The 19,790-nt window shown below is 66.9% G+C and carries 20 protein-coding genes and 4 pseudogenes; 9 read left to right on the top strand and 15 right to left on the bottom strand.

Annotated features, from left to right (window positions below; all coding sequences use genetic code 11):
• Nucleotides 1-63: 63 nt before the first annotated feature.
• The 6 genes from ASC78_RS24185 (at nt 64) to ASC78_RS24165 (ending at nt 4,320) form a co-directional block, all read left to right on the top strand.
• The gene (locus ASC78_RS24185) at nt 64-1,119 is read left to right on the top strand and encodes a sugar phosphate isomerase/epimerase family protein (RefSeq protein ID WP_055807472.1); all 1,056 of its coding nucleotides are present in this window, start codon (nt 64-66) and stop codon (nt 1,117-1,119) included.
• Between the two features lie 387 nt (nt 1,120-1,506).
• Nucleotides 1,507-1,773 carry a hypothetical protein gene (locus ASC78_RS24180; protein ID WP_055807469.1) on the top strand — a complete coding sequence of 89 codons (267 nt, stop codon included), beginning with the start codon at nt 1,507-1,509 and terminating at the stop codon, nt 1,771-1,773.
• A 61-nt stretch (nt 1,774-1,834) separates the two neighbouring features.
• Entirely contained in the window at nt 1,835-2,107 is a 273-nt protein-coding gene (gene infA / locus ASC78_RS24175) for a translation initiation factor IF-1 (protein WP_015867950.1), read from the top strand.
• 85 nt (nt 2,108-2,192) lie between these two features.
• Nucleotides 2,193-3,644: an ATP-dependent RNA helicase DbpA gene (dbpA, locus tag ASC78_RS24170; protein WP_055807467.1), complete on the top strand. Its 1,452-nt coding sequence runs from the start codon at nt 2,193-2,195 to the stop codon at nt 3,642-3,644.
• A gap of 96 nt (nt 3,645-3,740) precedes the next feature.
• A complete protein-coding gene (locus ASC78_RS27800) occupies nt 3,741-3,911 on the top strand; it encodes a hypothetical protein (RefSeq protein WP_175543319.1) in 171 nt (56 codons plus the stop codon).
• 88 nt (nt 3,912-3,999) lie between these two features.
• Nucleotides 4,000-4,320, top strand: a complete 321-nt coding sequence (locus tag ASC78_RS24165; protein WP_055807464.1) for a hypothetical protein — start codon at nt 4,000-4,002, stop codon at nt 4,318-4,320.
• A gap of 76 nt (nt 4,321-4,396) precedes the next feature.
• Here ASC78_RS24165 and ASC78_RS24160 read toward each other — a convergent pair whose 3' ends face one another.
• From ASC78_RS24160 to ASC78_RS24105, 14 genes and pseudogenes are all read right to left on the bottom strand, one after another.
• Nucleotides 4,397-5,065: a GntR family transcriptional regulator gene (locus tag ASC78_RS24160; RefSeq protein ID WP_055807896.1), complete on the bottom strand. Its 669-nt coding sequence runs from the start codon at nt 5,063-5,065 to the stop codon at nt 4,397-4,399.
• 26 nt (nt 5,066-5,091) lie between these two features.
• On the bottom strand, nt 5,092-6,375 hold the full coding sequence (locus tag ASC78_RS24155; protein ID WP_055807461.1) for an NAD(P)/FAD-dependent oxidoreductase: 1,284 nt from the start codon (nt 6,373-6,375) through the stop codon (nt 5,092-5,094).
• Between the two features lie 5 nt (nt 6,376-6,380).
• A complete protein-coding gene (locus ASC78_RS24150) occupies nt 6,381-6,629 on the bottom strand; it encodes a (2Fe-2S)-binding protein (RefSeq protein ID WP_055807457.1) in 249 nt (82 codons plus the stop codon).
• The gene (locus ASC78_RS24145; protein WP_055807894.1) at nt 6,626-7,732 is read right to left on the bottom strand and encodes an NAD(P)/FAD-dependent oxidoreductase; all 1,107 of its coding nucleotides are present in this window, start codon (nt 7,730-7,732) and stop codon (nt 6,626-6,628) included. Before ASC78_RS24145 ends, ASC78_RS24150 begins: the two co-directional genes overlap by 4 nt.
• Nucleotides 7,733-7,743: 11 nt before the next feature.
• On the bottom strand, nt 7,744-8,679 hold the full coding sequence (locus tag ASC78_RS24140) for a 4-hydroxyproline epimerase (protein WP_055807454.1): 936 nt from the start codon (nt 8,677-8,679) through the stop codon (nt 7,744-7,746).
• 14 nt (nt 8,680-8,693) lie between these two features.
• Nucleotides 8,694-9,830, bottom strand: a complete 1,137-nt coding sequence (locus ASC78_RS24135) for a branched-chain amino acid ABC transporter substrate-binding protein (RefSeq protein WP_055807451.1) — start codon at nt 9,828-9,830, stop codon at nt 8,694-8,696.
• 28 nt (nt 9,831-9,858) lie between these two features.
• Nucleotides 9,859-10,275, bottom strand: a pseudogene (locus ASC78_RS28190) (dihydrodipicolinate synthase family protein); the annotation flags it as partial.
• Nucleotide 10,276: 1 nt separating this feature from the next.
• Nucleotides 10,277-10,527 (bottom strand): annotated as a pseudogene (locus ASC78_RS28185) (dihydrodipicolinate synthase family protein); the annotation flags it as partial.
• 1 nt (nt 10,528) lies between these two features.
• Nucleotides 10,529-10,910, bottom strand: a pseudogene (locus tag ASC78_RS27570) (dihydrodipicolinate synthase family protein); the annotation flags it as partial.
• Nucleotides 10,911-11,009: 99 nt separating this feature from the next.
• A pseudogene (locus tag ASC78_RS28415) lies at nt 11,010-11,075 on the bottom strand (hypothetical protein); the annotation flags it as partial.
• A 485-nt stretch (nt 11,076-11,560) separates the two neighbouring features.
• On the bottom strand, nt 11,561-12,538 hold the full coding sequence (locus ASC78_RS24120; RefSeq protein ID WP_082517642.1) for a Bug family tripartite tricarboxylate transporter substrate binding protein: 978 nt from the start codon (nt 12,536-12,538) through the stop codon (nt 11,561-11,563).
• A gap of 41 nt (nt 12,539-12,579) precedes the next feature.
• Complete coding sequence (locus ASC78_RS24115; RefSeq protein WP_055807446.1) at nt 12,580-13,785, bottom strand: M20 aminoacylase family protein; 1,206 nt, start codon at nt 13,783-13,785, stop codon at nt 12,580-12,582.
• 105 nt (nt 13,786-13,890) lie between these two features.
• Nucleotides 13,891-14,760: a pirin family protein gene (locus ASC78_RS24110; protein ID WP_055807443.1), complete on the bottom strand. Its 870-nt coding sequence runs from the start codon at nt 14,758-14,760 to the stop codon at nt 13,891-13,893.
• A gap of 51 nt (nt 14,761-14,811) precedes the next feature.
• Nucleotides 14,812-15,198, bottom strand: coding sequence for a DoxX family protein (locus tag ASC78_RS24105; RefSeq protein WP_055807440.1), 387 nt, complete (start codon nt 15,196-15,198; stop codon nt 14,812-14,814).
• Nucleotides 15,199-15,283: 85 nt separating this feature from the next.
• Here ASC78_RS24105 and ASC78_RS24100 point away from each other — a divergent pair, with 85 nt between their 5' ends.
• Both ASC78_RS24100 and ASC78_RS24095 read left to right on the top strand, forming a co-directional pair.
• A complete protein-coding gene (locus ASC78_RS24100) occupies nt 15,284-16,210 on the top strand; it encodes a LysR family transcriptional regulator (protein WP_055807437.1) in 927 nt (308 codons plus the stop codon).
• 38 nt (nt 16,211-16,248) lie between these two features.
• Nucleotides 16,249-16,725, top strand: a complete 477-nt coding sequence (locus ASC78_RS24095; protein ID WP_055807890.1) for an FKBP-type peptidyl-prolyl cis-trans isomerase — start codon at nt 16,249-16,251, stop codon at nt 16,723-16,725.
• An 18-nt stretch (nt 16,726-16,743) separates the two neighbouring features.
• Here the strand turns inward: ASC78_RS24095 and ASC78_RS24090 are convergent, their stop codons facing one another.
• Nucleotides 16,744-18,360 carry a CYTH and CHAD domain-containing protein gene (locus tag ASC78_RS24090; RefSeq protein ID WP_055807435.1) on the bottom strand — a complete coding sequence of 539 codons (1,617 nt, stop codon included), beginning with the start codon at nt 18,358-18,360 and terminating at the stop codon, nt 16,744-16,746.
• On the opposite strand from ASC78_RS24090, the gene ASC78_RS24085 reads away from it, so the two are divergent.
• On the top strand, nt 18,335-19,756 hold the full coding sequence (locus tag ASC78_RS24085; RefSeq protein ID WP_235505200.1) for an amidase family protein: 1,422 nt from the start codon (nt 18,335-18,337) through the stop codon (nt 19,754-19,756). The genes ASC78_RS24090 and ASC78_RS24085 overlap by 26 nt on opposite strands.
• Nucleotides 19,757-19,790: the final 34 nt, after the last annotated feature.

Genomic DNA, 19,790 nt, shown 5'->3' with positions numbered 1-19,790 from the left:
CGGGGTCGGACGACACGCCAAGTATGCTTTCAACGCCGCTACGACCAAGAAGGAAGACAAGCCATGAAGACGATCAAGGGCCCGGCCATTTTTCTCGCGCAGTTTGCCGGGGACGAAGCGCCGTTCAACTCGCTCGATGCCATTGCCGGCTGGGCCGCCGGCCTGGGCTACAAGGGCGTGCAGATCCCAAGCTGGGACGCGCGCCTGTTCGACCTCAAAAAGGCCGCCGAGAGCAAGACCTATTGCGACGAGGTCAAGGGCACGCTCGCCGCGCACGGCATCCAGATCACCGAGCTGTCGACACACCTGCAAGGCCAGCTGGTCGCGGTGCACCCGGCGTACGACGCAGGCTTCGACGGCTTTGCGGCGCCCGAGGTGCGCGGCGATCCGGTGCGGCGCCAGCAGTGGGCCGTGGAGCAGCTCCACTTGGCGGCCAAGGCCTCGGCCAACCTTGGGCTCACGGCGCATGCGACTTTTTCGGGCGCATTGGCTTGGCCGTATCTCTATTCGTGGCCGCCGCGGCCGCCGGGGCTCATCGAGGAAGCCTTCGACGAACTGGCGCGCCGCTGGCGGCCCATCCTCGATGCCTTCGATGCGGCGGGCGTGGACGTGGGCTACGAGATCCACCCCGGCGAAGACCTGCACGACGGCGTCAGCTACGAGATGTTCCTGGAGCGCGTGGGCAACCATCCGCGCGCCTGCCTTTTGTACGACCCGAGCCACTTCATGTTGCAGCAGCTCGACTACCTGGCGTACATCGACCACTACCATGAGCGCATCAAGATCTTTCACGTGAAGGACGCCGAGTTCAACCCGACCGGCAAGCAGGGCGTGTACGGCGGCTTCCAGAGCTGGATCAACCGGGCGGGGCGCTTTCGTTCACTGGGCGACGGGCAGGTGAACTTCAAGGCCATCTTCTCGAAGATGGCGCAGTACGACTTTCCGGGCTGGGCGGTGCTCGAGTGGGAGTGCTGCATCAAGCACCCGGAAGATGGCGCCCGCGAAGGCGCGGCCTTCATTGCCGACCACATCATTCGCGTGGCCGAGCGGGCGTTCGACGATTTTGCGGCGGGCGGTGTCGACGTGGCCGCGAACAAGCGGATGCTCGGCCTCGGCTGAGCCGCGCGCTCGAGCTATATCTTTAGTAGCACCAGACACCGTGTGGCGGGTGCCGGTGCCTAATTCACAGGTGCGTTGTATTTAAGACAAGCAACTGTCATGCCCCGCGCGCTATAATGTCGGGTTCGTTTCGATACCACGACGAAGCACTTTTCGTCACTCCGCCGGCTGACCTGTACCGTCCCTTGGATTTTTCAGGCCTCTTTTTTCAAGCCGGCTTCACAGTGTGTTGGAGCGCCAGACCGGGCGCCCATGATTGCCACCACTGCCTTCGTTCTTGTTGAAGCGAATAGCGCGTCCGCCGCGCCGTTCTGGCCGGCCCACGCCCGTTTTCAATCATTTTTTCGGCATTTTGCGCACACTTTTCGCGCAGGGTGCCAAGGCTTCATGGACATCATTCAACACAGTATCGCGGTGGGCAAGTACCTTGTTTCTCCGCTCATTCGCCACCAGGACGACGGCAAGTACGCCGCTTCCGTCTCGATCCGCTCCGGCCAGGGCAGCGGCATGCACGACCGCGTGATGCGGTTCACGCCGCGCTTTGCGAGCCACGCCGCCGCGCTGCGCTATGCCATCGACCAGGGTCTTTGCTGGGTGCGCGAACGCAGCAGCCCTCTCGGCGTTGCCCCGCTCGCACTTCCGTGCGCAGGCTGAAACAATTACGCCCATCTTCATATCCAACACACATCGAACGAGAATTCAGAGGTAATCACACATGCCCAAGGAAGAACTGATCGAAATGAACGGCGCAGTGACCGAAGTCCTGCCCGACTCGCGCTACCGCGTGACGCTCGACAACGGCCATCAGCTGATCGCCTACAGCGGCGGCAAGATGCGCAAGCACCACATCCGCATCCTGGCGGGTGACAAGGTGTCGCTCGAACTCTCGCCTTACGACCTGACCAAGGGCCGTATCACCTTCCGCCATCTGGAGCGCCGCGGTCCGCCGCCGACCAACTCCGGAAACAACAACGCACCTCGCCGCTGATCCGCGACGGACGAAGGGCCTTGCGGCGCCCCGCGAAGGGTGCCGGCAAGGCCTTTGTTTTTCCGGGTCCGGCTGCCGAACGACGATGACCACGACCAATTCCCCAGCCGACGGCTCCCCAGCCCAGGCCCCTGCCGACCACGGCTTTGCCACGCTGGCGCTCTCGCCCCAGATGCTGGCCAACCTCACGCAGCTCGGCTACACGCAGATGACGGCAATTCAGGCGGCCGCGCTGCCGCCGGCGCTGCTCGGCAAGGACCTGATCGCCCAAGCCAAGACCGGCAGCGGCAAGACCGCCGCCTTTGCCCTGACGCTGCTCTCCAACCTCAACCCGCGCCGCTTCGCCATCCAGGCGATGGTGCTGTGCCCCACGCGGGAGCTGGCCGATCAGGTCACGACCGAAATCCGCCGCCTGGCCCGCGCCGAAGAAAACATCAAGGTGGTCACGCTCTGTGGCGGCGTTGCGCTGCGCGGACAAATTGCGAGCCTGGAGCACGGCGCACACATCGTGGTGGGCACGCCGGGCCGCATCATGGACCACCTGGAGCGCGAGAACCTGAATCTCGAAGCGCTCAACACCCTGGTGCTCGACGAAGCCGACCGCATGCTCGACATGGGTTTCTTCGAGGACATCGTGAAGGTGGCTCGCCAGTGCCCGAAGGAACGCCAGACGCTGCTGTTCTCGGCCACCTACCCTGAAGGAATCGCCAAGCTCGCGCAGCAGTTCATGAAGAGCCCGCAGCAGATCACGGTGCAGGCGCAGCATGAAGGCAGCAAGATCCGCCAGCGCTGGTACCAGGTGAAGGAGAGCGAACGGCTGCACGCAGTGAGCCTGCTGCTCGACCATTTCCGCCCTGTGAGCACGCTCGCCTTCTGCAACACGAAGCAGCAGTGCCGCGATCTCGTCGAGGTGCTGCAGGCCCAAGGCTTCAGCGCACTGGCGCTGTTTGGCGAACTGGAGCAGCGCGAGCGCGACCAGGTGCTGGTGCAGTTTGCCAACCGCAGCTGCTCGGTGCTGGTGGCCACCGACGTGGCGGCCCGTGGGCTCGACATTTCGCAGCTCGAAGCGGTGATCAACGTCGACGTGACGCCCGATTCCGAAATTCATATCCACCGCGTCGGCCGCACCGGCCGCGTGGGCCAGCAGGGCGGCGCAGAAGGCCTCGCGCTGAACCTGGCCAGCATGGACGAGATGGGCAGCGTCGGCAAGATCGAGCAGCTGCAGGGCCGCGAATCCGAGTGGCACGACCTGGCCGAGCTCACGCCCGGCAAGGGCGAACCGATGCGCCCGCCCATGGCCACGCTGCAGATCGTGGGCGGCCGAAAAGAAAAGATCCGCGCCGGCGACGTGCTGGGCGCGCTCACCGGCGACTGCGGCTATGCCAAGGACCAGGTCGGCAAGATCAACGTCAACGAGTACTCGACCTATGTTGCGGTGGACCGCAGCATTGCCGAAGAAGCCGCACGCAAGCTCGACAACGGCCGCGTGAAAGGCAAGAGCGTCAGGGTGCGCCTGCTGACACCGCAGTCCACCTGACATCCCTCCCATGGCCCCTCGTTTCGGCGCTTGGCAGATGAAATCTGCCGATGTGGCCTAATCGGGGGTCGAACATCCTTTTTATCCGAGCTTTCCATGCCCAAGAAAATCCGTACCGAAGCCGACCGTCTTGCTAGCCCGAAGCCGACCCCCATGCCCGGCTACACCGCGCCTCGCACCGGTGGCGGCCAGAAGATCAGCCTCGAGCGCGGCACCGCCACGCGCAGCAAGAAGAACCCGGGCAAGCGCCCGACCAAGGGCGGCTGATCCTGCCCCCGCGGCTCTTTCTTCGGAGCCACGACGAACGCGCCCCCGGGCGCGTTTTGTCATTGGGCCCGCTACAAACAAGGCCGCCATGTCCGACGACAACCAGATCTTCATTCCGCCCTCGTTCTTCGCGGTTTATAGCGATGCGCGCCAGCGCCTCCTGGAGCCAATCGGCGTAGTGCGCGAGCGCTATGAGATCTGCGAAGACCTGGCCAATCACCTGGTGGGCCATGCGCAGATCCAGCACCACACCGAGGTGCCGGTCGAGAGCGAGATCCTGCGCCGCATCCACGCCGGGCTGGCCACGCCCGAAGCCGGGGTGTCGGTTGCCGAAGCCGATTGGATCGTGCAGCGGCTGGCCGAGCTGCTGGGTTGGCGCGGTCCCGAGCCGTCGCCGGCTGACTATTGACGAGAAGGCGCAAGCACGCAACGCATGTGCTGCGCGCGCATTGTGCGCAATTCCGCCGTCCAGAGGTCCTTCGGCCTTATTTGTCGATGATCTTGCGGGCGAACAACTCGAGGTAGTCCAGCAGGCGATTGGCCCCGGCCGTGGCCGCCGCCTCGTCACCGGTCGCAATGCCTTGCGCCAGTTCGAGGTGGGCATTCGCGCCTTCGACGATCTCGCCTTCATGCTGGTAGGCGTACCAGAAGCGCCGGCACTGCACGATGAGCGGGGTCACGGCCTTCACCGCCGAATCGTTGTGGCTCGCCTGATGGTTGACGAGGTCGAGCGCGCGGTCGGCCTGCATGTAGTCGTTCAGGTCGCCGCGGTGGGCGGCCTTCACCATCAGCTCGGCGCAGCGCACGATTTCCTTGCGCTGCAGCGCGGTGGCGCGGCGCGCCGAGCAGGCCGCAATCAGCAGTTCGAGCACGCGCCGGGTCTGGATCACGTCCAGGTGGTCGGCCAGGTCGATGGTCGACACCAGGAGGCCGCGGCGCGGCTGCTGCACGATGAGACCGATCGACACCATGCGCATCAACGCCTCGCGCACCGGCGTGCGGCCGAGGCCGGTGCGCTCGGCGAGGTCGGCTTCGACGATCTGGCTGCCGGGCTCCAGCTGCAGCGTGGAAAGCAGCGTCTCGATCGCGTCATAGGCGAGGTCGGCGGCCCGTCGTTTGGGCTGGGGGCGAGGCACGGTCTTCGGGGGGGCCATTGTTTTCTTCTGGTGCTGCTTCGGCTTCATTGTCGGTCCACATCGTCAGGGCCCGCGAGGCCGGCCAGGGTTGCGATGCGCGCCGGCGACAGCGGCGGGCGCGGCGCGGGCGGTGTCCAGCCGAAAAGGAACTGCGCGGCATCGCCGCAGACGCGGCCCTGGCAGGCGCCCATGCCGCAGCGGCGGTGGAGCTTGGCGTCGGTCCAGCCGCTGCAATCCGCGAGCGCCGAGAACGGCACATCCTCGCAGCGGCAGACGAGGGTGTCGGGCTTCGGCATGTGCTTGATGGCGGATGCCAGCGCGAAGCTGCGGTGTAGCTGCGCCGCAAAGGCGTCCCATCGGGCGCGCTCGCCTTCATGCTGCTTTGCGGCGTGCTCGTTGCCAATCGCCGCAAGGCCCGCGATGGTGCCCTGCGCGAGCGCGCGTTCGCTGCCGCCGAAGCCGGTGCATTCACCGGCCGCATAGACATCCGGCAGGCTGGTGGCCTGGCGCGCATCGACAGCCAGTGCCTGCACGCCGGTGCCTCCGGTCGTGAGGGCGCAGCCGAGCATCTGGCCCAGTTGCGTATTGGGGACGAGTCCGAAGCCGCAGGCCACGCGATCGCATGCGATCTCCACTTTGCGGGGGCCTTGGCGAAGCCGGACGGATTCGACCTGCGTGGCGCCTTGCACGGAGACGATGTGCGACGAGGTGCGGTACTGCGCATCGGCCAACGTGATCGCTTGCGCGGCCTTGCCGGGCCAGCGCGTGAGGCTGACGACAAAGCCTGCGATCGCTGCCAGCGAGGCCTGCTCGGCAATGCGCATGACCTTCGCGCCCGCGGCGCGCGCCGTCGCCGCCGCGGCGAGCAGCAAGGGTCCGCTGCCCGCAATCACGATGCGTTCGCCCTCGACTGGCAACCCCGCCTTGACGAGCGCCTGCAAGCCGCCCGCGCCCGTGACGCCGGGCAGCGTCCAACCGGGGAAGGGCAGCAGCAGCTCGCGCGCGCCGGTGCAAAGAATCAGCTTGTTCCACCGCATGCGCCAGCCACGTTCTGCGTCTTCGAGCAGCAGTTCGTTTCGCGATGGCGCCGCGACGACGCGCGTGCCGCTGCACACGCGGATGTTGGCGTGGCGTTCGAGCGCATCGCGCCACTTGCGCGCGGCCGGCGGCAGCGTGGCGCCAGGGCCGTCGCGCCAGATCTGCCCGCCGGGTGCGGGGTTGTCGTCGATCACGACGATCGATGCACCGCTCGGCGCCGCCGCCACTGCCACGGCCATGCCGGCAGGACCCGCGCCGACGATCAGCAGATTGCAATGTTCCAGCGTCATATTCGTCACTCGGAGGTCTCCACGCGCATGCCATCGGCGCAGACGGTCTGGCAGGCTAGCCTGCGGCGGCCGTCGATGCGCACGCGGCATTCCTGGCACACGCCCATGCCGCAGAACGGCGCGCGCGGCTGGCCCGTGACCGAGGTACGTGCCACGCCCATGCCGCCGACCACGCGCAAGGCGGCAGCCACCGAGCTGCCCGCCTTCACGCGGACGAGCCGGCCATCGATGTGCAGCGAGGTCTCGCCGCTCATGCGTGCCTCTCCAGCAGCCCGCGCGGCGCATAGGGCGCCGCATCGAATTCGGGGACGCCGCCGGTCATCAAGGCCGCGAGCAGGTGCGCGCTGCCCGGCGCGGTGGTCACGCCCAGGCCTTCGTGGCCGACGGCGAGCCACAGCTTGTCGCGCCACGGGTGCTTGCCCAGCAGCGGCAGTCCGTCGGGCGTGGCGGCGCGCATGCCGGTCCACGAGCGGATCGCGTTGAGATCCGCGAGGCCCGGCAGGTAGTCGAGCGTGCGCTGCAGCATGCGCGCGAGCATCGGTGTTTCGACGGCGGGATCGGTGGTGTCGAACTGGCGCGACGAGCCGATCAACAGTTGCCTGGTCGGCCGCGGCTGCACGTTGAACGCGACCGAGTCGCCGTCGCTGTGGTGCGCGCTGGTCACGTAGCCGAGCTCGACCAACTGGTGGTGCACCGTGCCCGAATAGCGGTCGGTGATCAACAGGTGGCCCTTCTTGGGGCGGATCGGAAGCTCGGGGCAGAGCGTCGTCGCCTCGATGCCATTGGCGAGCACGATCTGCGGCGCGCTGCGACGGCCGCCGTCTGCGAGCCGCAGCGTGCCGTCGTCTTCGATGGCATCGACCTTCGCATGCTCGATGCGGATCGAATCTCCGCTTTGCGCGAGCAGCCAGCGCGCCGCATTCGGTGCATAGAGGATGCCGTCGCCGGGCACTTCGAGCGCGCCCGCAAGGCCCTTGCGCAACGCGGGCTCGGCGCGAGCCAGCTGCAGCGCGCCGAGCAGGCGGCTTTCGATACCGTGCTCACGCAGCCGCTGCTGCTTGCGCTCGGCCTCGGCCATTTCTTCTTCGTTGGCCGCGATCCAGAGCGTGCCGCAGGCGCTGTACGCGCAGTCTTCGCTCATGTGCGGCGCCAGGGCGCGCCATTGCGCCGTCGAATGGCTGCTCAATACAAGCTCGGCCGGGTTGTCGTCCATCACCACGAGGTGCCCCATGCCGGCTCCGGTGGCGCCGCCGATGCGCGCGTCGAGCACCAGCACCCGGCGGCCGGCCTGTGCCAGCGCATGCGCGCAGGCGGCACCGACGATGCCGGCGCCGATGACGATGACGTCCGCGTCCATGCCGCCCGGCGTCAGAGCCGGATGCCCCATCCGAAGGGGTCCTCGTCCTCGATCAGCAGCGTGGCTTCGGCGCTGATGTACGCACGGCCGCGCAGCGTGGGAATGACCTTGCCGTCTTCCAGCGCGTAGCTGGCCTCGAAGCGGCTCCCGATCACACTGGCCTGCGTCCACACCTCGCCCGGCGCCAGCTTGCCGTCGGCCGCGAGGCAGGCGATCTTGGCGCTGGTGCCGGTGCCGCAGGGCGAGCGGTCGTACGCGTTGCCGGGGCAGAGCACGAAGTTGCGGCTGTCCGCGCCTTCGATGTCGTTGGCGAAGAGTTCGATGTGGTCGATCTCCGCGCCATCGGCGCCCGTGATGCCTTGCGCCGCCAGCGCCTTGCGCAACGCGGTGGTGTAGCCGGTGAGCGCGTCGAGGTTGTCGCTCGCCACGCGCTGGCCGTGTTCGCTCACCAGGAAGAACCAGTTGCCGCCCCAGGCCACATCGCCGCGTACGGTGCCGTGCCCCGGCAGGTCGACCGCGACCTGGTGCAGATGCCGGTACGCCGGCACATTGCGCACGCTCACCGAACCATCGGCATGCAGCGTGGTCGTGACCGTGCCCACCGGCGTCTCGATGCGGTGCTCGCCCACGCCGATGCGCCCGATGTGCGCAAGGCTTGCGACCAGCCCGATGGTGCCGTGGCCGCACATGCCGATGTAGCCGGCGTTGTTGAAGAAGATCACCCCGGCGGCGGCATCTTTCGACACCGGCTCGCACAGCAGCGCGCCGACGATCACGTCGCTGCCGCGCGGCTCGAGCACCGTGGCCGCGCGCCATTTGTCATGCCGCTCGGACAAGAGCGCGCGGCGTTCGGCCATGCTGCCGCCGCCCAGATCGGGAAACCCGCCGATGACCAAGCGCGTGGGCTCGCCGCCCGTGTGCGAATCGATGATCTGGATGCGTTGCATGTGGCGGGGTCCGATCAGTAGCTGGCGAGTGGCACGGGCGCTGCGTTCTTGAAGGTGAACACCGTGATCGGCGCCTGCTTCATGTTGCCCTTGTCGTCGTAGCTGTAGGTGGCGGCCACGCCCTTGTAGGTGGTCTTGTAGAGCTCAGCGCCCACCTTGTCGGGATCGATGGAGTTGGCCTTTTGCATCGATTCACCGATGAACAGCACCTGGTCGTAGTACGAGGCGGCATACGCGTCCGCGTCGGCGTTGAAGCGCTTCTTGAACTTTGCCTTGAACGCCGGGCCGCTCTGCGCCTTTTCGAGAATGGAGCCGCCTTGCGCGCAGAACACCAGGTCGTTGACCGCGTCGCCACCCAGCTTGCCGGTGGCCGGGCTGCACAGCGTGTCACCGCCCAGCAGCTTGCCGGGCACGGCGAGCTGCTTCATCTGGCGTGCCATGGGTGCGGCTTGCGGCGCGTAGCCGCCGAAGAAGATCGCTTCGGGCGCCTTGGCCTTCATGTTGGTCAGGATGGCGGTGAAGTCCACGGCCTTGTCGGTGGTGAACTCCTGCCCGACCACCGTCAGGCCCTGCTTTTTCGCTTCCTTGGTGAACTCTTCCGCAAGGCCCTGGCCGAAGGCGGTGCGGTCGTCGATCACGCCCACCTTCGTCACCTTGAGCACCTTGGCCGCGTACACCGCCATGCTGGAGCCGATCTGGTTGTCGCTCGCGATGATGCGGTACAGGTTCTTGTAGCCGCCCTGCGTCACCTTCGGGTTGGTGCCCACGGTGGAGACCATGGTGCCGCCATCGGCGTAGATGCGCGAAGCCGGAATGGCCACGCCCGAGCAGTACGGGCCCATGACGTACTTGACGCCGTCGTCCACAAACTTCTGCGCCACGCTCACGCCGGATTTGGCGTCGCACTGATCGTCTTCGGACACCAGCTCGAACTTCAGCGTCTTGCCACCGGCGGTGATCTTCTTCGCGTTGAGTTCCTCGATGGCAAGCCGCACGCCGTTCTCGTTGTCCTTGCCCGCGAAGGCATTGGGGCCCGAGAGCGGCCCGCTGTGGCCGATCTTGACGACCTGCTCCTGCTGCGCATTGGCGTGGCCCGCCACGGCGATGGCCACGAGGCCGAGAAACGGAATCATGTGTGCTTTGGACTTCATGCTTGTTCCTATGTAAGGGACGAGGGGGTTATGCCATGACCGACTGGTACTGCACAGGCCGCGTGGCCAGCGCCTTCTTCACGATGGCCTCTACGGCCGCGCGCTCCTCGCCGATGAGCGGCAGCCGCGGACGGCGCATGTGCTCGCTGCCCACGCCCACCAGGGCGTCGATCAGCTTCAGGTTCTGCACCAGCTTGTTCGAGACATCCAGGTGCAGCATCGGCGTCATCCACTGGTACAGCGCCAGCGCCTCGGCGAAGTTGCCCGCCTTCATCAGCTCGTACAGCGCCACGGTTTCCCGCGGAAACGCGCAGCCCACCCCCGCCAAGAGGCCGTCACAGCCCAGTGCCAACCCTTCATAGGCCAGGTCGTCCACCCCCAGGAACAGCTGGAAGCGGGTCCCCACCGTGTTGCGCAGGTCCGTGATGCGGCGGATGTCGCCCGTNGCCAACCCTTCATAGGCCAGGTCGTCCACCCCCAGGAACAGCTGGAAGCGGGTCCCCACCGTGTTGCGCAGGTCCGTGATGCGGCGGATGTCGCCCGTGCTCTCCTTGATCGCCGCAATCCACTCGCAGTCCGCCAGTTCCAGCATGTGCTCGGGCTTCAGGTCCACCCGGTAGGCCACTGGGTTGTTGTAGACCATGACCGGCTTTTGGGCCGCATTGGCGATCGTGCGCACATTCAGCATCGCCTCGCGNGGGCTTCAGGTCCACCCGGTAGGCCACTGGGTTGTTGTAGACCATGACCGGCTTTTGGGCCGCATTGGCGATCGTGCGCACATTCAGCATCGCCTCGCGTGCATCCGCCACGTAGATCACCGAGGGCATCACCATGAACCCGGCCACCCCCAGCTTGTTGGCCCCGTCCACATAGCGCAACGCTTCGCGGGTGCTGGTTTCCGACACATTGGCCAGCACCGGGATGCGGCCATCGGCCGCTTCCAGGGCGATCCGGGCGACCTGCAGCTTTTCCTCCAAGGTCAGCGTGCTGGCCTCGCCCAGCGAGCCGCAGGTCACCAGGCCGTGGATGCCGTTGCGGATCTGGAAGTCGATGTGGCGCGCGGTGCCTTCGGCATCGATGNAGCGTGCTGGCCTCGCCCAGCGAGCCGCAGGTCACCAGGCCGTGGATGCCGTTGCGGATCTGGAAGTCGATGTGGCGCGCGGTGCCTTCGGCATCGATGCTTTCGTCGGCGTGGAACTTGGTGGTGATGGCGGGGAAGATGCCTTGCCAGCGGGGGTTGGTCACGTGATCGGCTCCTGGGTTGCGCGACGGGAAATGGCCGCGGTTTAAATATATTAATAATATATCTTCAGGATATGCGTGGGGCAAGCGCTCTTTTGGGCGAGGGTCTTCTGTGATATCCGGGATATGGCGGGGGCGTCCGCCTGATTGGGCGCTGCTACTCGTGCGCGTCCGCTGGGCGCTCTGCTTTGTTCACGCGCATGCGTTCAGGGCGCGATCCCGCCGACGCGGTACCTTACTCCGCGAATGTCCCCCGCCTTCGGCTCCTCCTTTATTTCGCTGCGCAAGGCACCCCATCGACGTGATCGTTATTCAGAGCGGTAGTTGATCGAGCGGAACAAGAGCAGCGCCCAGTGGGCACAGGGCGCCGGGTGCTCCCCGCAGCGAAATAAAGGAGGAGGGCGAAGCCCGGGGGACATTCGCGGAGGGGAGTACCCGGTGGCCTTTGCACGCGCCCTGAACAGGAGCGCCAAAAAACCAGAAGCCAGTCAGTCGATCTTCGCCCCAGAAGCCTTCACCACCGCCCCCATCGCATCCCAGTCCGCTCGCAGCAGCTTCTGGAACTCTTCCGCGCTCTGCGTGCGTGGCTCCACGCCCAGGCGCTTGAACCGCTCCTGGATCGCTGGATCGGCCAGCACCTTGTTGGTGGCCGCGTTGAGTCGCTCGACCTCGGCCTTGGGCGTGCCGGCGGGTGCGAGCAGGCCAATCCATGAATCGAAGGCGTAGCCCGGCAGGCCGCTTTCGGCCACGGTCGGTAAAGTCGGCAGGAAGGGGCTGCGCGCCTGGCCGGTGGAAGCCAGCAGTTTCATGCGCGGATCGGCCTGGAAACCCATCACGCCGATGCTCGACGAGATGACCGCCTGCACGCGGCCCGCGAGCACCTCGTTGACGGCCTCGCCGGTCGACTTGGTCGGGATGTGCGTCATCTGTAGCCCCGCCTTCGCAAGGAACGACGCCATGGCCAGGTGCGTGGCACTGCCGTTGCCGGCGGAGGCGTAGTTGTACTTGCCCGGATTGGCCTTCACCTCCTTGATGAAGTCGGCTGTGTTCGACACGTTGAGGCCGCTCGACACCGCCAGCACATAGCCCGCGTTGCCGATGTTGGCCACGCCCACGAAATCCTTCAGCGGGTCGTAGGAGAGCTTGTTGTATAGGAAGCCTGCGATGTGGTGGCTCGCGGCTGCGAGCACAAGCGTGTTGCCGTCCGGCGGAGCCTTGGCGACCACGGCTGCGCCCACCGTGCCGCCCGCGCCCGCGCGGTTCTCGACGATCGCGCTGGCATTCAAAGCCGCGCCCAGTTCGGCGTTGAAGGCGCGCGCCACCGTGTCCTGAACCGCACCCGTGCCGAAGGGCACGACGATGTGGATCACGCGCTGCTGCTGCGCGTGCACGGGCGCGATGGCGCCCAGGGCCGTGGCGACTGCGAGGGCAGCCATCGAACGTCGGGTGAACAGGGTCGAGGTCATCAGGTGGCCGCTTTCATCATCGTCGTCAACAGAAAAAAAGTTCAGCCGCCCGAAGGCAGCCAGCGCTGCACCAGCTTCACGAAGTAGCTGGCGCCGATCGGAATGATCTCGTCGTTGAAGTCGAACGAGGTGTTGTGGATGATGCAAGGGCCGGGCCCGTGGCCACCCAGCCGGTGGTCGCCGTCGCCATTGCCCAGGAAGGCGTAGCAGCCGGGCCGCGCTAGCAGCATGTGGGCGAAGTCTTCGGCACCCATCACAGCGGGAAAGTTGTCGGTCACCATGTCGTCGCCCACCACTTCGCGCATCACACTGGCGGCAAAGCGCGCCTCGGCCACGTGATTGACCACCGGCGGCGAAGAGCGGTTGAAGAAAACCTCCGCCGTGCAGCCGTGTGCCGCGGCCACGCCGGCAGCCACTTCGCGCAGCCGGGCCTCGATCTTGTCGATGGCTTCGATGGAGAAGGTGCGGATGGTTCCGCCGACGGTCGCCACGTCGGGAATCACGTTGGGCGCATCCGAGCCCTGCAGCTGCGTGACCGCAAGCAGCGCGCGCTCGGTGCTCGGGATGGTGCGCGGCACGATGGTCTGCAGCTGCTGTGCAAGTGTGATCACCGCGGCCACGGGGTCGATGCCGGTGTGCGGCATCGAGGCATGCGTACCGCGTCCGCGCACCGTGATCTTGTAGGTATTGCTCGACGCCATCAGCGCGCCCTCGTTGAGCGCGAAGCGGCCCACGTCGCCAACCGGGAAGTTGTGCAGCGCAAAGACCGCGTCGCACGGGAAGCGCTCGAACAGGCCGTCCTGGATCATCTTCTTGGCGCCGGCCTTGCCCATCTCCTCGGCGGGCTGGAAGATGAAATGCACGGTGCCGTCGAAGTCATCCGGCCCCTGCTGCGACAGGTGCCACGCGGCGGCCAGCAGCATGGTGGTGTGGCCGTCGTGGCCGCAGGCATGCATGCGGCCCGCGTGCGTGGACTTGTGGGCGAACTCGTTGGCCTCGTGCAGCGGCAGCGCGTCCATGTCGGCGCGCAGGCCGATGGTGCGTGTGCCGGTGCCCTTGCGCAGCACGCCGACAAGGCCGGTGCCCGCAATGCCGCGGTGCACCTCGATGCCCCATTCGGCGAGCAGGCCCGCCACCTTTTCGGAGGTGCGGTGTTCTTCGAAACCAAGTTCGGGGTGGGCGTGGATGTCGCGCCGGATATCGACGAAGCGGGAGGCGTTGCTGGCGAAAGAGTCGACGATGTTCATGAGGGTGGGAACTGCAGCGGAGTCGTTCGAAGCGAACGATTCTGGCGCAGCCGCCCACCGCTTGCACGCTCGTTTGCGCCGGGCGGGCCCAAAGCGAAACCAGCCTCAGCCGAGGCGCCCTTGCTCGCGCAGCTGCGCCCCGATGCGCCGGATCTCGGCTTCGCCCTGATCGAGCGCCGCCTTGCTGGTGTGAACCGAGTAGCGTCCCATCACCAGGTCGTGCGGGTGCTTCACGGCGGAGCCCAGCACGAAGGACGTGTCGCCGTGGGCCACGAAGTCGATGGCCGCGCCGGATTCCTCGAACACCGCGAGTTCGCCGGTGGCGATCGGCTCGCCACTGCCGTCACCGGCGTCGAGCTGGCCGGCGTTGACTGCGACCCAGCCCACCGTGTGGCCGGCGGGCGGCGTGTAGCGCCAGTGCTCGCCGTCTTTCAGCTGGACGGCCAGGTAGTTCATGGGCGCGGGGGCCGGAATGGGGCTTTGCGCCGCGCCGTAGCGACCGAGCAGGACGCGCGCCGGGCCTTCGCTCGGTACCTGCGAGGGTGCCAGGTAGATGCTTTGGGCCGGCGCGTTTTCTTCCGCTGCCGGCAAAGCAACCCAGAGTTGGAAGCCCTGCACGCGCTTCGTGTCCGGCGCGGGCGCACCGTCGTGCCATACGCCGTTGCCGGCGCGCATCCATTCGACGCCGCCGGCCGGCAGCACGCCTTTTTCGCCGGTCGTGTCTTCGTACGCCGTGTCGCCTTCGATCAGCCACGTCAGCGTGGCGATGCCCGAGTGCGGGTGAATGCCGAACCCCTTGCGGCTGCCGGTGGTGTCGAAACCGAACAGGTCGAGGAACACGAAGGGCTTCAGAAATTCGCCCAGGTCGCCCGGGCTCATGAGCCGGATGATCGGCCCGTGCTGCGAGCCGCGCGTGCGGTAGACGATGGGGCGGGCTTCGGTGGTGGTTGCAGCAATGGCAACGGCGGTGGTCATGGGATGCTCCTGAATCGATAGAAGAAGAAGAAGAACAAGAGGAAGAAGAGATCAGGCCGCTCTGGCCGCCAGCCGCGTGAGGGGCCGCAGGCGCCAGGTCACGAACGCCGAAAGCAGTGCGAGCACCATGGCCGGTGCAGGGTTGCCGCCGATCAGCACCAGGTGCGTGGCCACGCCGAAAACCATGGTCACGGCCATCAGCAAGCCGCCGAGGAAACCGGTCGCCGGCACCAGCAGCAGCACCGCGCCGCCGACTTCGACCACGCCGGTCACATAGCGGAACCACTGGCCGAAGCCGATGGCCTCGAACACCTGGACCATCTGCGGTGCGCCGGACAGCTTGGCGATGCCCGCCGCACCGAAAGCCAGCGCCAGAAGGATGCGAAGACCCCAGACGATGCGGCGCTGGGTGGGAGAAGAAAAGGTTGAAGAAGTCATGGGTCCAAGGTTAGGACCGCACCCATTAATCGACTAGACGGCAGAATCGTATTGCACTCGTCCACATAAAGAAGGAATCGCCGTCATGCTCGACCTCAACGACATCGCAGTGTTTGTGCAGGTGGTGCGCCACGGCAGCTTTGCCGAGGCGGCGCGTCGGCTCGGCCTGCCGCCCAACACCGTGAGCCGGCGCGTCCAGCAGTTGGAAGCGCAGCTGGGCACGCGGCTGATGCAGCGCTCCACCCGCAAGCTCACGCTCACCAGCGCGGGCGAGGCCTTTCATGAGCGCTGCGCGGGCGCGGTCGACGGGCTGGTCGAGGCTGGCCAGGAACTGATCACCGGCAGCCGCGAACCCAGCGGCCTGGTGCGCGTCGCAGCCACCGCCGACTTCTTCGATTTCTTCCCGATGGAGTGGGTCGCCGACTTCCTGGCCGCGCATCCGCTGGTGCGCGTCGACTTCGTGCTCAGCGACGCCAAGGCCGACCTGATCGCCGAGCAGATCGACATCGCCTTTCGCGGCGGCGCATTGCCCGACTCAGGTTATGTCGGCCGCAAGCTCATGAGCGTGCGGACCGACGGCATGGTCGCGAGCCCCGAGTACATTGCCGCGCGCGGCGCGCCCGCCACCTTGCAAGACCTGGTGAGCCACGACTGCATCACCTCGCCCCATCCCAGTGGCCGCACCGTGTGGCGCCTGGCCGGTCCCGACGGCGCGGAAGAAGAAGTGCAGGTGGCGGGCCGTTTCACCGGCAACACCGCGCAGGCATTGCGCAAGGCCGCACTCGCCGGCCTGGGCGTCGCGCTGCTGCCACCCACCATGGCCCGGCTCGACCTTGAAGCCGGCCGGCTCGTGCGGGTGCTGCCGCAGTACCAGCGCACCGGGCAGGGGCTAAGCGTGCTGTATCCGAGCCGCAAGCACCTGCCGCTGGCGGTGTCGGCGTTCATCGGCATGGTGATGGAGAAGCTGCAGGGGGTGGAGGGGTTGCCGGAGATGTTGCGGGTGGGGGCGTAGCGCCACCGGCCGGCCGATTTGCACAGAAAATGCCCTTCATGAAAATCGAAAAAGACACCGTCGTCACCCTCAAGTACAAGGTCGCCGACGCACAGGGCAAGCTGATCGAAGCCAGCCCCGAGCCGATGGCATATCTGCATGGCGGGTACGAGAACACGCTGCCCAAGATCGAGGAAGCGCTCGATGGCAAGGAAAAGGGCTTCCAGACCACGCTGCATCTGGCGCCGGAAGACGCCTTCGGCCTGAGGGACGAGTCGCTGGTGCGCAGCATTCCGAAGGCCGACTTTCCGCCGGGCGTGAAAGTCGGCGGGCAGTTGGAAGGGCGGCTCGACGACGGGCGCGAGCACCTCTTTACCGTGATGAAGATCAAGGGCCCGATCGTGTTGCTCGACGGCAACCATCCGTGGGCCGGCAAGGCACTGCGCTTCAGCCTGCAGGTGACGGACGTGCGCGCGGCGCTGCCGGTGGAGATCGAGCATCGGCATGTGCATGGGGCGCACGGGCACCATCACTGACCGTTGGGTTTCAGTCGCCTAGTTCTGCTTTTTCTTCTTCCAAAACCGCGGCGCCTTCACGATCTTGCCGAGCGCCTTGCGGGACGCCTTTGCGCCCACCGCGTGGCGCGCGCTGAACCAGCCCACGGCGAACCAGGCGCGCGCATCGCGCGCGGTGGCCTCGCGGTAGAGGGCCTGTGCGACAGCCTCGTCGTTGAACTCGCCCAGTGCGTCTTGCGCCGGGCGCAGGCGTTTCAGGTAGCGCTCGGCGGCTGATTTTTCTTTATCGTCCGCATCCGCGAACAACGGCATCACGAACTCGGCGAGGTAGCGCAGGCGCTTGAGCCTCTTGCGCGTGCGATGCTGGTCTTCGGAGCTCAGCGATTCGAAGCGCTGGCCATCGCGGACGATCTGTTCATGCAGATGCTGCAAGCGCTTGCGCAGATAGCGGCGCGCATTGCTGGCATCCAACGGCCCCGATGGCGACGGGGCTTGTTTGGGTGCTTCGGCATCACTTTTCGGTGCGGCTTCCACTGCAACCGTTGCCGCGGTAAACCCGATCAGCGAAACCAGTACCGATTGCAAAGCCGGCGCGCGCACGACGTCACCAGGCGAAGGTGCGTGGGCCGCTGCCGCATCGTCGCCGGCCAGCGGATCGAACTCCGGCGCCCCCGCGTCTCGCAGTTGCGGCTGCGCCAGCTTGACCACTTGGTCGCGGTCGCGCAGCACGCCAAGCGCGCGAAAGGCCTCGACTAGTGGCGGCTCCCATTCAGCGCCGTTGAAAAGATCCGTCCGCTCGTCGAGCCCCGCCAGTTCGCGGATCGCGCTGCGCAGGCGCCGGATGCCGATGCGCAATTGGTGGATCTGTTCCTCATCAGTGCTGCCCGCCGCGATCTCGCTGGCGTTGGGCAGCATCTGCGCCAGGCACGACGCGACCACGCCTTGCTGGATGGCATGGCCGTCGGGCTCTTTGGCAAAACGCGGCGTCTCGGCTTTGACGGCCGGCACCACGTCGAGCTTGGCCAAGAGGCGCGCGCCGCGCTCGGCCTTCGAAACGGTGCTGAACCACAGGCCGTGCTGGTGGGACCATCGGCGTGCGAGCGCGACCAGGCCTCGCACATCGCCGCGCTTGAGTTCGAGCTCCAGCTCGCACACGGGCGATTCGCGCTCGTCGGGCGTGCCCGCGTGGGCGACGACCTTGCCGACGTCGAGCGCCAGCTCGACCGCTGCGCCGCCCGCCCCGGTGGTGCGCACGTCGCGGGTGAGCCGCACGATGTCGGTGGACTGGCGCTCGACCAGAGGCGCGCCGCTTGCGGCCAGCACCTTGGCGAGCCGGTCGCCCACGGGCGTGCCCTGGTGGCGCTGAGGGTCGATCAGCGGCGCTGCGCTGCCGGCCGCTGCTGCGCCCAGGTCGACGTTGTGCTCGAGCCGGTGCAGCGCGTTGTCGCCGGTGGCCTTGACGGTCTGAACCCAGCGCCGCCCTTCCTTGCGCAGCCGCAGCACGATGCCTTGCGCGGCCAGCGCCTGGTCGGCGGTGTCGAAGTAGCGCGCCTGCAGACGCGTGCGGACGACCGCGCCGCGCCGCATGGCGGCCTCCACCGCTTGCAGGCGCTCGGCGGGAATATGAAACTTGAACTCGATTTCCATGGCGGCCATGATGCCCGTCTTCACCATGCGCGCTACACACGACCCCACTGCATTGCTCGCCGCGGGCGCTGCACGGTCGGCCAGGGCACTGGCCGCCGGGCAGGTGAGCGCCGCTGACCTTTGCGAAGCAGCCATCGCCCGCATCGAAGCGCTCGATGGCGCGCTGAACGCGGTGGTCGTACGCGACTTCGCCCGTGCGCGGCGCCAGGCTGCCGAAGCCGATGCGGCCCTCGCGCGCGGCGAACGGCGGCCGCTGCTCGGCGTGCCGATGACGGTGAAGGAAGCCTTCAACGTCGCGGGCCTGCCGACCTGCTGGGGCCTGCCGCCGTTCCGCGATTTCGTTCCGCCACACGACGCCATCGCGGTGCAGCGTCTCAAGGCGGCGGGCGCGGTGATTCTGGGCAAGACGAACGTGCCGCCAGGCCTGGCCGACTGGCAATGCGACAACCCGGTATATGGCCGCACGGTGCACCCGCTCGACCACGCGCGCACGCCGGGCGGCTCGTCGGGCGGCGGCGCCGTGGCGGTGGCCACGGGCATGGTGGCGTTGGAACTGGGCAGCGACCTGACAGGTTCGTTGCGTGTGCCCGCGAGCTTTTGCGGCGTGTACACGCACAAGCCGAGCGAGGGCCTGCTGCCAACGCGCGGCTTTGCGTTTCCGGGCACCGAGGAGGCACCCTCGGGGCTGCCTTCGGTAATCGGGCCGATCGGCCATTGCGCCGACGACCTGTTGCTGGCGCTCCAGGTGCTGTCTGGGCCCGATGCAGCCCATGTGGCAAAAGGTTGCTTCGCGCTACCTGCGCCGCGCCGCACGGCCGCCAAGAATTGGCGTGTGCTCGTGGTCACGAAGCATCCGCAGGCCCCCGTGGCGGCGGAGGTGCGCGCCACCGTCGAAGGCGCGGGCCGGGGGCTGGCGAAGGCGGGCGCCGTAGTGACCGAAGCGTCCGATCTGTTGCCCGATCTGGCCGAGATCGGCGACACCTACGACCAGATTGTGCAGACCGTGCTCGCGCACGTCGAGCCGGGCGGCCGGTCGCCGATGTCGCGGCATGCCTGGTTCGACCTGCTCGCCACGCGCACGCGCATTCGGACGCAACTGCGGGCACTGTTTACGCAATTCGACGCGGTGCTGTGTCCCGCGGTCGGCTGCGCGGCCTTCGAGCATGTGAGCGAGCCGGATTTCAACAAGCGAATACTCACTATCGATGGAGTCGCTACACCGTATGAGGCGCTGGGCGTCTGGGCCGCCCTGGCGAGCCTTGGCGGATTGCCGGCCACGGTCGCTCCCGCGGGCTTCGCGAAGGGCGGATTGCCACTGGGTGTGCAGATCGTCGGTCCGTACTTCGAGGACCGCAGCACCATCGCCCTGGCCCGATTGCTGACGAGAACAGCGCTTGAAAAATAATGTGGACGCCGTCCATTTTCTTTGATATCTTTTG

It is taken from the genome of Variovorax sp. Root318D1, from assembly GCF_001424835.1.
In the GTDB taxonomy this organism is placed as follows: Bacteria; Pseudomonadota; Gammaproteobacteria; order Burkholderiales; family Burkholderiaceae_C; genus Variovorax.
This window is presented reverse-complemented; position numbering and strand designations above follow the sequence as displayed.

Bases quoted from the DNA above. Each gene is read 5' to 3' on its own strand.
- ASC78_RS24185 (WP_055807472.1), top strand. From the start codon at position 64: ATGAAGACGATCAAGGGCCCGGCCATTTTTCTCGCGCAGTTTGCCGGG.
- ASC78_RS24160 (WP_055807896.1), bottom strand. From the start codon at position 5,065: ATGGCCCCCCCGAAGACCGTGCCTCGCCCCCAGCCCAAACGACGGGCC.
- ASC78_RS24145 (WP_055807894.1), bottom strand. From the start codon at position 7,732: ATGGACGCGGACGTCATCGTCATCGGCGCCGGCATCGTCGGTGCCGCC.
- ASC78_RS24155 (WP_055807461.1), bottom strand. From the start codon at position 6,375: ATGACGCTGGAACATTGCAATCTGCTGATCGTCGGCGCGGGTCCTGCC.
- ASC78_RS24100 (WP_055807437.1), top strand. From the start codon at position 15,284: ATGCTCGACCTCAACGACATCGCAGTGTTTGTGCAGGTGGTGCGCCAC.
- ASC78_RS27800 (WP_175543319.1), top strand. From the start codon at position 3,741: ATGCCCAAGAAAATCCGTACCGAAGCCGACCGTCTTGCTAGCCCGAAG.
- dbpA (WP_055807467.1), top strand. From the start codon at position 2,193: ATGACCACGACCAATTCCCCAGCCGACGGCTCCCCAGCCCAGGCCCCT.
- ASC78_RS24165 (WP_055807464.1), top strand. From the start codon at position 4,000: ATGTCCGACGACAACCAGATCTTCATTCCGCCCTCGTTCTTCGCGGTT.
- ASC78_RS24090 (WP_055807435.1), bottom strand. From the start codon at position 18,360: ATGGCCGCCATGGAAATCGAGTTCAAGTTTCATATTCCCGCCGAGCGC.
- ASC78_RS24135 (WP_055807451.1), bottom strand. From the start codon at position 9,830: ATGAAGTCCAAAGCACACATGATTCCGTTTCTCGGCCTCGTGGCCATC.
- ASC78_RS24180 (WP_055807469.1), top strand. From the start codon at position 1,507: ATGGACATCATTCAACACAGTATCGCGGTGGGCAAGTACCTTGTTTCT.
- ASC78_RS24110 (WP_055807443.1), bottom strand. From the start codon at position 14,760: ATGACCACCGCCGTTGCCATTGCTGCAACCACCACCGAAGCCCGCCCC.
- ASC78_RS24105 (WP_055807440.1), bottom strand. From the start codon at position 15,198: ATGACTTCTTCAACCTTTTCTTCTCCCACCCAGCGCCGCATCGTCTGG.
- ASC78_RS24150 (WP_055807457.1), bottom strand. From the start codon at position 6,629: ATGAGCGGCGAGACCTCGCTGCACATCGATGGCCGGCTCGTCCGCGTG.
- ASC78_RS24095 (WP_055807890.1), top strand. From the start codon at position 16,249: ATGAAAATCGAAAAAGACACCGTCGTCACCCTCAAGTACAAGGTCGCC.
- ASC78_RS24120 (WP_082517642.1), bottom strand. From the start codon at position 12,538: ATGACCTCGACCCTGTTCACCCGACGTTCGATGGCTGCCCTCGCAGTC.
- infA (WP_015867950.1), top strand. From the start codon at position 1,835: ATGCCCAAGGAAGAACTGATCGAAATGAACGGCGCAGTGACCGAAGTC.
- ASC78_RS24140 (WP_055807454.1), bottom strand. From the start codon at position 8,679: ATGCAACGCATCCAGATCATCGATTCGCACACGGGCGGCGAGCCCACG.
- ASC78_RS24115 (WP_055807446.1), bottom strand. From the start codon at position 13,785: ATGAACATCGTCGACTCTTTCGCCAGCAACGCCTCCCGCTTCGTCGAT.